Source organism: Paraburkholderia podalyriae, assembly GCF_014397785.1.
Taxonomy (GTDB): Bacteria; Pseudomonadota; Gammaproteobacteria; order Burkholderiales; family Burkholderiaceae; genus Paraburkholderia; species Paraburkholderia podalyriae.
Genome location: NZ_VZQQ01000010.1, coordinates 94,187 through 105,546 on the forward strand (window position 1 = coordinate 94,187; position 11,360 = coordinate 105,546).

Sequence of the window (11,360 nt, forward strand, 5' to 3'; positions counted from 1 at the left end):
ACGACCTCCGGTGCACGTTGCCGGCCACCAGCCGGCGCAATCGGTGCGATCGGTGTGAGATCGGTGCAAGCGGCGAGGCAGCGCGAGACAGTACCACCCCAATCGACCCCGCATGACCGAACCCGAAGCAGCCGACGCCCCCGACACTTTCGAGCCGAAAAAAGTGCTCGTCCAACTGCCGCATCTGCCCGGCGTCTACCGTTATTACGACACGAGCGGCGCGGTGCTCTACGTCGGCAAGGCGCGCGATCTGAAGAAGCGCGTATCGAGCTACTTCACGAAGACGCAGCTGTCGCCGCGCATCGCGATGATGGTCACGCGCATCGCGCGCGTCGAGACGACGGTCACGCGTTCCGAGGCCGAGGCGCTGCTGCTCGAAAACAACCTGATCAAGGCGCTCACGCCGCGTTATAACATCCTGTTTCGCGACGACAAGTCGTACCCGTATCTGAAGCTGACTGGCCACAAGTTTCCGCGGATGGCCTATTACCGCGGCTCGGTCGATCGCAAGAACCAGTACTTCGGCCCGTTCCCGAGCGCGTGGGCGGTGCGCGAGAGCATCCAGATCCTGCAGCGCGTGTTCCAGCTGCGCACTTGCGAAGACTCGGTGTTCAACAACCGCACGCGGCCGTGTCTGCTGCATCAGATCGGCCGCTGCACGGCGCCGTGCGTCGCGAACATCAGCGAAGAGGATTACGCGCGCGACGTCGCCAACGCATCGCGCTTTCTGCTTGGCCGTCAGGGCGAGGTGATGAAGGAGCTCGAGCAGAAGATGCATGCGTTCGCGAGCGAGCTGAAGTTCGAGCAGGCCGCCGCGGTGCGCAATCAGATGAGCTCGCTGTCGACGGTGCTGCATCAGCAGGCGATCGAAGTCGGCAGCGATAGCGACGTCGACATTCTCGCGGTGGTCGCGCTGGGCGGCCGCGTTTGCGTGAATCTCGCGATGGTGCGTGGCGGGCGGCATCTCGGCGACAAGGCGTACTTTCCCGCGCACGTGGAGAGCGCGTTGACGGCGGACGAAGGTGGGCTCGAAGAAGACGGCGATCGGAATGCCGCTTCGGCGGATGCACCGGTAGCCGCGCCGTCGGCCGAAGCGGCCAGTGCCTCGGCCGATGCGCTTGCGATCGCGCGGGACATGCCAGCGGAAGACGAAGACGCCGACACCAGTGACGAAGATGCCGAAGCGAGCGCGGACGGACTCAGCGACGAAGGCGCCGACGGCAACGCGGAATCGGCCTTTGCTACGCAGCGCCGCCAGGGCCGCGCGCCCAGCGGCGTCGAATCCGAAGTGCTCGAAGCGTTCATCGCGCAGCATTACCTCGGCAATCGGGTGCCTCCGGTGCTCGTGGTTAGCCATGCGCCCGCGCGCGAACTCGTCGATGTGCTTAGCGAGCAGGCGGGCCACAAGGTGACGGTGCTGCGTCAACCGCAAGGGCAGCGGCGCGCGTGGCTCGCGATGGCCGAGCAGAACGCGCGGCTCGCGCTCGCGCGCCTGCTCTCCGAGCAGGGCTCGCAGCAGGCGCGCACGCGCGCGCTGACCGACACGCTCGGCATGGAGTGCGACGACCTGGCGCATCTGCGCATCGAATGCTTCGACATCAGTCACACGATGGGCGAGGCGACGCAGGCGTCGTGCGTCGTTTATCACCATCACAAGATGCAGTCGTCCGAGTATCGGCGCTACAACATCACCGGTATCACGCCCGGCGACGATTACGCGGCGATGCGCCAGGTGCTCACGCGCCGCTATGAGAAGATGGTCGCGCAAGCCGCCGCGAATGCGAGCGACGAAGCCGCCGAATCGCAAAGCGACGCGGCCGCCGATCCGTCGCTCGCCGCCGATGCCGCCGAGCCGGCCGCGGCCGGCGGCGTGCTGCCGACCATCGTGCTGATCGACGGCGGCAAGGGGCAGGTGGAAATCGCGCGGCAGGTGTTCACGGAGCTGGGGCTGGATACCGGCATGCTGGTCGGCGTCGCGAAGGGCGAGGGGCGCAAAGTGGGTCTCGAGACGCTGATTTTCGCGGACGGCCGCACGCCGCTCGAACTCGGCAAGGAAAGCGCCGCGCTGATGCTGGTCGCGCAGATCCGTGACGAAGCGCACCGCTTCGCGATCACCGGCATGCGCGCCAAACGCGGCAAGACGCGCCAGACCTCGCGGCTCGAAGAACTTGAAGGCGTGGGGGCGAAGCGGCGTCAGCGCCTGCTCGCGCGCTTTGGCGGCTTACGCGGCGTGGTGGCCGCGAGCGTCGAGGATCTCGCGAGCGTCGAAGGCATTTCCCAGGCGCTCGCCGAGCAGATCTACCGGCAACTGCATTGAATTTGCGGGCCGAACCGCGCTGTTTTCGGAATGACGGCTCGCCGGACCTAAGGCGTCGCACTGCGGATGCGTCGGCCGCGCGAATCACGCGCCGGGCGCGGTCCGCTTGTCGCCGCGCACGGCCATGCTCGCGCCCGCTTGCTTGTGGCAGGCCTTGTGACACGGCACAATTGCAACTCACTCGTCAGACGCTGCGCCTGCCCCATGCCGTTTAATTTTCCGATATTCCTGACCTGGCTGCGGATCGTGCTGATTCCGCTCGTCGTCGGTGTGTTCTATTTGCCTGACATGATGATGAGCCCCGCGCACCGCAATCTCGCGGCCGCGACGATCTTCATCCTGGCGGCGCTCACCGACTGGTTCGACGGTTTTCTGGCCCGCAAATGGAATCAGACCTCGGCATTCGGCGCGTTTCTCGATCCGGTCGCCGACAAGCTGATGGTGACCGCGGCGCTGCTCGTGCTCGTGCAGCTCACGCGGATCGATTCGGCGATCGCGCTCGTAATCGTCGGACGCGAAATCGCGATCTCTGCGCTGCGCGAATGGATGGCGCAGATCGGCGCGTCGAAGAGCGTCGCGGTGAACTCGCTCGGCAAATTCAAGACCGCGTGCCAGATGGTCGCAATTCCGATGCTCCTTTTCTATGGCCCGCTGCCGCTCGGTGGCGGCCTGACGGTCGATACGCGCGTATGGGGCCTGTGGCTGATCTATCTGGCCGCGTTCCTGACGATCTGGTCGATGCTGTACTACATGAAGCTCGCGTGGCCGCAGATTCGCGAGCGCAGCGGCATTGCGTGACGGTGAAAGGAAGGGCGCGTTGGCGCAAAAGTATGTTCGAACCCCATGCAACTACGAGAGAAATATTTTCTTTAAAACAGGTGGGCAAATGGGGTTGACACGTTTCAGTCGCTTCTCCATAATCTCGTTTCTCCGATGCACGCAACGCGAAACACCGGAGACGCAGTAAAGCAGTGGCAGTAAATGCACTGCAACGCGGGAATAGCTCAGTTGGTAGAGCGCAACCTTGCCAAGGTTGAGGTCGCGAGTTCGAGCCTCGTTTCCCGCTCCAGTTTTCGAAGCATCGCGTTGTTTGGCGAAGTAAAAACACAGCGGGGTGTGAAGCAGTTCAATGCGGGAGTAGCTCAGTTGGTAGAGCGCAACCTTGCCAAGGTTGAGGTCGCGAGTTCGAGCCTCGTCTCCCGCTCCATCCATCAGGGGAAGCAACGCTTCCCTTTTTGTTTGGAAGGCCGGTCGTTCTGAACTTTCCAGAGCTTCGGTTCTTCTGGTCACTACCGGAAAATCTGCGAACCGTGTCTAGGTTCCAGTCCGCTTGCGGCGCGATAGCAAAGCGGTTATGCAGCGGCCTGCAAAGCCGTTTAGGCCGGTTCGACTCCGGCTCGCGCCTCCAGTCTTTGATGTAAAGTAAAAGCCCCGACTCGTCGGGGCTTTTCTTTTTCCGTACCTTTTTTCGTCCGACGGTGGTCACAGGTGCTGCTCGAGCTGACCGACAGAGCGCCCGCCGAATTCGCGTTGAACGAGAGCTTCCCTCGACACAATGCAGTCCACCGTTCGACGTGAGCGCAAAGCTGTCATCGTTTCTGTGCGCATCGCTTAGACTCGACGTGCTTGCCGTCAATCGCAAAATTGCTGGAAGAACCCTCCGCCGCATGCGGACGATATCAACGCGCTCGATGCCGCCCGAATGGCAGGTCTGGTTATCATTCGTTTTTTGTTGTCTTTCAGTAGCATTTTGTTTTCTTTCGAATTTGCATTGTGATTACCAGTGCGGTCAATTCGCCGTGGGATGGCACCGTTCCAGCGACGTTGATGTAAAGTGGTCGGCGATGTTGTTCGTTGCACATAAAACCTATATTCGACCTATCAAAAAATCAGAGCCGCCGCCATTCTGCTGAGTCTCGGTTTGCCGTTGTCGGCGATCGCGCAATCGGCGCCGGCCCCCGAGGTCAAGGCCGGGGACACGTGGACATACACGTCGACGAGCGAAAGAGGACCGTCGGGCTGGAACCAGACGCACGAGCAGGTGACAGTGCTGCGCGCGACGTCGTCGCACATCTATTTCGAATCAAAGGCTGCGGGCTCGACGCAAGCGCCGCGCGAGGTGATTGCTGAGGCGGACTGGAGCCGCGAGCGCAGCGTGAATGGCACCGGTACGGTCGTGAACCGGCCGTTCGCGTTTCCGTTGTCGCCGGGCAAGACCTGGAACGTCGAATACTCCGAGCAGCATCCGAACCGGGTATTCGCTTCGCAGAAGTGGAACTCGCAGTATCGGGTGCTCGGAACGGAAACCGTCGAAGTGCCCGCCGGCAAATTCCAGGCGATCAAGATCGAATCCGAAGGCGACTGGGTCGCGCAGCTCGAGCCGCGGCAGATGGTCACGCAAGCCACGCAGGTCGAGCAGGGCGACACCGCGATGATCACGCATGCGCAGAAAATCGGCCCTGTTCAAGCGACCGGACGCACGTACAAGGCGTTCTGGTATGTGCCGGAAGTCGGGCGTTGCGCGAAATCAGTGGAAGAGTATTACGGCAGCAATGGTGTGAGAAACGAGCGCTATACGACCGGACTCGAGTCGTTCAAAAAAGGCGGCCAATAATCGGCATTCAAACGTGTGAGATGTCGCCGCATTTATTGCTCTATCGTTATTTGTCGCTGTTGATTTTGGCTCGCGCGGGAGCACAGCGCATTCGGATGAACGGTGCGTCCGGCACGAGCAGATGACATGCCCAACGCGCGCCGGCGCGACGCATCCAGATCGGGCGATAGAATCGCTGCATCGTCATCGCCTGTTTTCATTCAAGCCGCATGTATTTCCAACTCACCGGCACCCGGGTCCGCCTGCTCGGCTCGATGCATCTGTTTCCCGCAACGAGCCGTCGAACGCCGCCATGGGTCGCCGAAGCTTATGACTGGGCCGACGCGCTCGTATTCGAGTCCGACGCAGCGACAATCCTGCCGTTTCTCAAAGCCGACGCGCATCCTGACGCCGCGCAATTGCGGCCCCTGATGCGCGACGAAGCCTGGACGCAGTTGCAGGCGCTCTGGCCGACCGATGATCTGCTCGCGCCGCTTGAAACACTGCGTCCGTGGGCCGCGCTGATCGTCGCGCCGACGCTGTTGCAGCAGGTCGGCGAGGGTGTCGAGCCGCGCATGCTGCGCTCGGCGATCGCGCAGGCGAAGCCGTATCGCTATCTCGAATCCGCGCAGGACGTGGCGGTCGCGCTCGAATCGATTCCGCTCGAAGCCATCGCCGCTGCGCTCGACATGCTGATGGCCGACCGCGGCGAGCCGCAGCGCACGCTCGAACGGATGCACGCGGCGTGGCTGGACGGCGATCTATACGCGATACAGCAAATCGCCGTCGAATCGCCGATGTTCAATCTGCCCGGCATCCGTCAGGCGATCCTCGACGTGCGCAACCGCGCGTGGGCCGCGCGGCTGAACGAATTGCCGGACGCGCGCGAGCGCACGCTGGTGGTCGTCGGCGCGCTGCATCTGTGCGGCCCCGGCAATCTGCCCGACTGTCTCACGCGACCCGTGCAAGCGATGTTCTAAGCGCGTGCGTGGATTTCGCGACCGTACACAGCTAATCCGCCACCCGACCCGCGCGATAGTCCGAGACGGGCACGCGCGGCATAATTGCGGATCGTTGCCCGCGCTGTCGCGCATTGACCCTGAAAGCTACCCATGACTGATTCGCAGTACACCGCCGCCGCGCGGCTCGCCCGACTCGAATGGCGCTGGAAGCCGTTCGTGGACCTCACCGGCGTCGAAGTCTATGAGATGCTGGCCGCCCGCAGCGCGGTGTTCGTCGTCGAACAGAACTGCGTGTATGGCGATATCGATGGGCTCGACATCGAAGCCTGGCATCTGCTCGCGTATGTCACTGGTGACGATACGGCGCTGCCGCCCTTGGCCGGCTATCTGCGCGTGTTGTTGCCGGATGCGGCGGATGCCGATGTGCGCATCGGCCGGGTGTTGACGACCGCGCCGTTTCGCGGCATAGGTCTCGGCAATGCGATGCTCGAACGCTCGCTCGCGCAAATCCATGCACAGTGGCCCGATACGCCGATCCGTCTGCACGCGCAGGCGCATCTGCAAGGTTTTTACGGTGCGTTCGGCTTCAGGCCGGTCTCGGAGATTCACGACGAAGACGGCATCCCGCATGTGTGGATGCGTTCGCTGTGAACGCGAACGGATCAGCGGGGCACGTTCGTGGTCGTCGACGCCGCATGCGTGAGCCCGCGCGCCGCTTTGGCGCGCCGCTCGGCGCGCAGGCGTCCGCGCGACGATAGCCGCATCCAATGACGCAGCGCGATCAGCGCGCCGATCACGCTCATCATCGAACCCGGAATCCATAGCAGGAGCCCGCCGATCTGCTGATCGCGCATCGGGCTCAGCCACGTGAACGCGCGGCCGCAGATCGAGTAGATCGGATACAGTTCGTGCGTCGTAAAAAAGATGAACGCGCCGAGAACGATCTGCGGCGGAATCGCCGCGATCACGACCAGCACGCGCTTGCCCGGCGACAGACGCGCGGGCGGCGCCGGACGCGGATCGAGCACGAGCCACCAGAACAGCAGGCCGTCGATCGCCATGCTCCAGTTCATCACGCGATAAAGCCGCCAGTCGAGCATCGCGACGAAATGAATCGGCGACAGCAGCCAGAAATAGATCAACCCGACGAAGAGTGTGACCGCCACGACCGGGTGCATGACGACGTCGAGCACCCGGCGCACGAGCGTTGCTTGCAGCGCGGGTCGCACGAAGCGCTGTCGCCAGCGCAACGGAATCCCCGCCCGCAACGCCGCGCCCGGATACGACAGCGCAATGAAGAACGGCCCGAGATGATGCAGCACCAGATGCTGCAAGCGATGCATGAAGAACTCATGCTCGAAGAAGTAATCGAGCCGCGTATGCAGCACGACATACAGCGCGACGAGCCCGAACCAGAACGACAGACGCCGCGCGAACGACAGCCGCGCCTTGCGCGCGCCGCGCACGAACAGGATCGCGGGGATCAGCAACGCGATCACGACGGTCGGCGAAAACTCCCAGGGATCGAGCCAGTAGAGCAGGTTCATGGCGATGGCGCGTGCTGCGGCGGCGGCTCGGCTGCCGCTTACTTGGTCTGGCCCGGCGACTTGACCGCGAACGGCGCGCTCACTGTATCGCCGTCCGAGAACTTCAGCGTCAGATGCACGGTGTCGCCCGGCGCGATCTTGTGCTTCGGGTCCCCGAGCATCACGTGATAGCCGCCCGGCGCGATCGCGACCTGGCTATGCGCGGGCACCGTCAGCTTGTCGACCATCACCATCTTCTGCGTCGAACCGTTCGATACCGTTTGATGCAGCATCGCATCGCCGTAGTCGTCGCTCGACACATCGACGAGGTCGATCGGCTTGTCGCTCGCGTTGACGAGCGTCGCATAGCCGGCCGCGGGCAGGTTGTTCGGCAGCCAGCGTACCCACGCGTCCTTGATGCTGATCGCGTGAGCATCGGCCGCTTGCGCGGCCGACGCGGCGCCGAGTGACAGCGCGAGCGCGCAGGCGAGGGAAGCGAATGGTTTGAGCTTGAACGTCATGATGGAATGGATTGGGATAAGAATCAGGTTGGGTCATCGATGATGCGGCGCAGGTCCTGCGCGATCGCATCGGGCGTGTCGTGATCGGTGACGAGCAAGCGAGCGCGGCCCTGGCTGTCGAACACATAGACGGCGGAGCTGTGCGTGACCTCGTAGTTGCCGTTCGGGTCGCGCTTTTCCATCTGATAAGCGACACGATAGCGCTTCGCCAGCGACTCGATCTGCCAGTCGGTGCCGGTCAGCCCTTCGGCGCGCTGTGCGTCGAACGCGCCGACGTAGTCGTGCAAGGCCCGCGGCGTGTCGCGCGCGGGATCGACGGTGATGAACAGGATGCGCACCTTCTGCGCATCGGGGCCGAGCTTGCCGAGCACCTGCATCAGGCGGCCCATCGTTTCCGGGCAGACGTCCGGGCAATGCGTATAGCCGAAGTAGACGAGCGACGCGCGGCCCTTGAACGAAGCGGCGTTGACGGGGCGGCCGGTGTCGTCGGTCAATGTGAAATCCAGATCCGGCAGGTGGCCGGTCACGTCGGTCAATTGCCACGGCTCGGCGTGCCGCGTGCAACCGGTCAGTGCGGCGAGCGCGGCCAGCGTAATCAGTGACGCTGCCGCTGCAAACCGGCGTGCCACCCCTTGCATGAACCGGTGCGTAGTTCGCCTGGGTCGTGAGCGGGACAGCTTTAACTGCGGGCGCTGGGGTGGAAGGATCGGGAACAAAGCAGGGTTCAATGACTCGATTGAAGAGCAGACAACACGAATCGATGGAGCAGGAGGCGCACCGTCACCTGATCATGGCGCGCAAGATTCGCGCGCGACACACGATTGAGGGAGCGCATGCAACGGTGTGCATACCGCCGAGGGGGCCGCGTGGCAGCGACTGTAGCGCAAAATCGACGCCAGCGTCGCGCGACACGCCGGGCGCACGGTTTGCGAGTCAATTTGACGCAGCTGGCTGAAAGCCGGGTGAAATCCGATCGTTGCGCTTTTGAACGCAATCGACGCAAACAGCCACACAGACTGCCCGCCGGGCTTGAGTCCCGGCTTACTTTCTCGAAAAATTGATGGATGCGCGGTAAGATGCGCACACTTTTCCGGCCATCGATGGCTGAAAGGCGAACCTACGCGATGCAAGCACTTCCGGCTGTTCTGTCTCCGAGCGAGACGGCATTTTTCTTTGATTTCGATGGCACGCTCGTCGAACTCGCCCCCACCCCGGACGGCGTGCTGGTGCAGCCGCGCGTGATCGACCTGCTGCGCGAGCTGCGCAGTCTGACGAATGGCGCGGTCGCGGTGGTGTCGGGGCGCGGCATCGACAGCATCGACAGTTTTCTCGGCATGCCCGATTTGCCGGTCGCCGGTCTGCATGGCGCCGAGCGGCGCGATGCGAATGGCGACACGCAGCGCATCGGCTTTCACGACGAGCGCCTGTTGCGCATGGAGCAGGTGCTCGCGCAGGTCGTCAACGAACATCCGGGCATGCTGCTCGAGATCAAGGGCGCGGCGCTCGCGCTGCACTACCGCAACGCGCCCGAGCGCGAGCCGGTCGCGCGCGCGGCGACTGAGCGGCTCGTCGCCGATTACCCCGCTTCGTACGTTCTGCAGCCCGGCAAGATGGTCTACGAGATCAAGCCGAAGGACGTCGACAAAGGCCGCGCGACGCGCGCGTTCCTCGACGAGCTGCCGTTCACCGGCCGCACGCCGATCTTCGCCGGCGACGATCTGACCGACGAGAAGGGCTTCGCGGTCGTCAACGAGCGCGGCGGTCTGTCGATCAAGGTCGGCGCGGGCGAAACGATGGCGCACGCGCGTGTCGAATCGGTGTCGTCACTGCTCGACTGGCTCGAAACGATCGTCGCGGCGGCGCGCGGCGCATGACGCCGGCGCCCCGTTCAACGAAAACAACATACTGCATCGGGAATCGCGCTTGATGAGCCGACTGATCATTGTTTCGAACCGGGTGGCGCCCATTTCGGAGGGCGGCCCGGCGGCGGGCGGTCTGGCGGTCGGCGTGTACGACGCGCTGAAGGAAACCGGCGGCATGTGGTTCGGCTGGAGCGGCGACGTGCTCACCTCCGGCCAGCCGCAGATCAAGGTCGAGGAGCGCGGTCCGGTGACCTTCGCGACCGTCCCGCTGATGCGCCGCGATTACGACCAGTACTACCGCGGTTTCTCGAACGCGACGTTGTGGCCCGCGTTCCACTATCGATCCGACCTGCTCCAGTACGACCGGCACGACTTCGAAGGCTACTGCCGCGTCAACGCGTGGCTCGCGCAGCAACTCGTGCCGCTGTTGCACGCCGACGACGTGATCTGGGTGCACGACTATCACCTGATCCCGTTCGCGCAGGCGCTGCGCTCGGCAGGCGTGAAGAATCGCATCGGTTTTTTCCTGCACATTCCGTTTCCGGCCTCGCAGGTGCTGCTGTCGGTGCCGCCGCATCGCGAGCTCGTCGAGGCGCTGTGTTCATTCGACCTGCTCGGCTTCCAGACCGGCCCCGATCTGCGCGCGTTCTGCGACTACGTCGTCAACGAGGCGGGCGGCTCGATCGACGCATCGGCGAAAGGGCCGCTCACCGTGCATGCGTTCGGCCGCACGCTGCGCGCCTCGGCGTATCCGATCGGCGTCTATCCGGACGAGATCGCCGAGCTCGCGAAGGCGGGCGAGCGTGGCAAGCCGGTGCGTACGATGAAGGCAACGCTGCATTCGCGCAAGCTGATCATGAGTGTCGACCGGCTCGATTATTCGAAGGGGCTAGTCGAGCGGTTCCGCGCGTTCGAACGCCTGCTCGAACATACGGTCGCGCAGCGTAACAAGGTGTCGTTCCTGCAGATCGCGCCGCCGACGCGCGCCGACTTGCACGCGTATCAGGACATCCGGCTGCAGCTCGAAGGCGAGTCGGGCCGGATCAACGGACGTTTCGCCGAGCTGGACTGGACGCCGATTCTGTACATCCACAAACAGTATGAGCGCCCGGTGCTGGCGGCGCTGTTCCGTACCGCTCACGTGGGCTACGTGACGCCGTTGCGCGACGGCATGAACCTCGTCGCGAAGGAATACGTGTCGGCGCAGGATCCGGAGAATCCCGGCGTGCTCGTGCTGTCGCGCTTCGCGGGCGCGGCGCAGGAACTCGACGGCGCGCTGATCGTCAATCCCGTCGATATCGACGGCATGGCCGAAGCGCTCGCGCAGGCGCTCGGCATGCCGCTCGCCGAGCGCCAGGCACGCTATCGCGACATGATGGCGCAACTTCGCGAGAACAACGTGTCGGTGTGGCGCGATAACTTCATGCGCGATCTGCAGGATGTCGATGCCGCGAAGCGTGCCAGAAGCGCGAAGGCGCGCGCGCCGTTGGGTAGGGCGGGCGCCGCGCGCAAGAGGGCGGCGCGCGAGAGCGCGGCCGGCTAAGCCAAGCCGGGCCGCGAGCCAGACAGCAAAAAGCCG

At 63.9% G+C, this 11,360-nt stretch carries 10 protein-coding genes and 3 tRNA genes; 10 read left to right on the forward strand and 3 right to left on the reverse strand.

Translation table 11 applies throughout. The annotated features are described in order from the left end of the window. Window positions 1-112: 112 nt before the first annotated feature. From uvrC to F6X42_RS14175, 8 genes are all read left to right on the forward strand, one after another. A complete protein-coding gene (gene uvrC, locus F6X42_RS14140; protein ID WP_187634822.1) occupies window positions 113-2,317 on the forward strand; it encodes an excinuclease ABC subunit UvrC in 2,205 nt (734 codons plus the stop codon). A gap of 204 nt (window positions 2,318-2,521) precedes the next feature. Continuing rightward, window positions 2,522-3,115, forward strand: coding sequence for a CDP-diacylglycerol--glycerol-3-phosphate 3-phosphatidyltransferase (pgsA, locus tag F6X42_RS14145; RefSeq protein ID WP_187634823.1), 594 nt, complete (start codon window positions 2,522-2,524; stop codon window positions 3,113-3,115). A 195-nt stretch (window positions 3,116-3,310) separates the two neighbouring features. Further along, window positions 3,311-3,386: transfer RNA gene (locus F6X42_RS14150), tRNA-Gly, on the forward strand. Window positions 3,387-3,448: 62 nt separating this feature from the next. Beyond that, window positions 3,449-3,524 (forward strand) — tRNA-Gly (locus F6X42_RS14155). Between the two features lie 127 nt (window positions 3,525-3,651). Next, window positions 3,652-3,725, forward strand: a tRNA-Cys gene (locus tag F6X42_RS14160). 513 nt (window positions 3,726-4,238) lie between these two features. Next, window positions 4,239-4,931, forward strand: coding sequence for a hypothetical protein (locus tag F6X42_RS14165; RefSeq protein WP_246530095.1), 693 nt, complete (start codon window positions 4,239-4,241; stop codon window positions 4,929-4,931). 209 nt (window positions 4,932-5,140) lie between these two features. Further along, window positions 5,141-5,890 (forward strand): TraB/GumN family protein, encoded by a 750-nt coding sequence (locus F6X42_RS14170; protein ID WP_187634824.1) that lies wholly within the window; start codon window positions 5,141-5,143, stop codon window positions 5,888-5,890. A 132-nt stretch (window positions 5,891-6,022) separates the two neighbouring features. Further along, on the forward strand, window positions 6,023-6,523 hold the full coding sequence (locus F6X42_RS14175; RefSeq protein WP_187634825.1) for a GNAT family N-acetyltransferase: 501 nt from the start codon (window positions 6,023-6,025) through the stop codon (window positions 6,521-6,523). An 11-nt stretch (window positions 6,524-6,534) separates the two neighbouring features. On the opposite strand, the gene F6X42_RS14180 is transcribed toward F6X42_RS14175, so the two are convergent. From F6X42_RS14180 to F6X42_RS14190, 3 genes are read right to left on the reverse strand one after another with little or no spacing between them, the layout of a single operon-like run. Then, on the reverse strand, window positions 6,535-7,419 hold the full coding sequence (locus F6X42_RS14180; RefSeq protein WP_187634826.1) for a cytochrome c oxidase assembly protein: 885 nt from the start codon (window positions 7,417-7,419) through the stop codon (window positions 6,535-6,537). A 38-nt stretch (window positions 7,420-7,457) separates the two neighbouring features. Then, complete coding sequence (locus F6X42_RS14185; protein ID WP_187634827.1) at window positions 7,458-7,919, reverse strand: copper chaperone PCu(A)C; 462 nt, start codon at window positions 7,917-7,919, stop codon at window positions 7,458-7,460. A 23-nt stretch (window positions 7,920-7,942) separates the two neighbouring features. After that, window positions 7,943-8,677: an SCO family protein gene (locus tag F6X42_RS14190; RefSeq protein WP_376776369.1), complete on the reverse strand. Its 735-nt coding sequence runs from the start codon at window positions 8,675-8,677 to the stop codon at window positions 7,943-7,945. A gap of 366 nt (window positions 8,678-9,043) precedes the next feature. Here F6X42_RS14190 and otsB point away from each other — a divergent pair, with 366 nt between their 5' ends. Both otsB and otsA read left to right on the forward strand, forming a co-directional pair. After that, on the forward strand, window positions 9,044-9,793 hold the full coding sequence (gene otsB, locus F6X42_RS14195) for a trehalose-phosphatase (RefSeq protein WP_187634829.1): 750 nt from the start codon (window positions 9,044-9,046) through the stop codon (window positions 9,791-9,793). A gap of 52 nt (window positions 9,794-9,845) precedes the next feature. After that, a complete protein-coding gene (gene otsA, locus F6X42_RS14200) occupies window positions 9,846-11,324 on the forward strand; it encodes an alpha,alpha-trehalose-phosphate synthase (UDP-forming) (protein WP_187634830.1) in 1,479 nt (492 codons plus the stop codon). Window positions 11,325-11,360 lie beyond the last annotated feature (36 nt).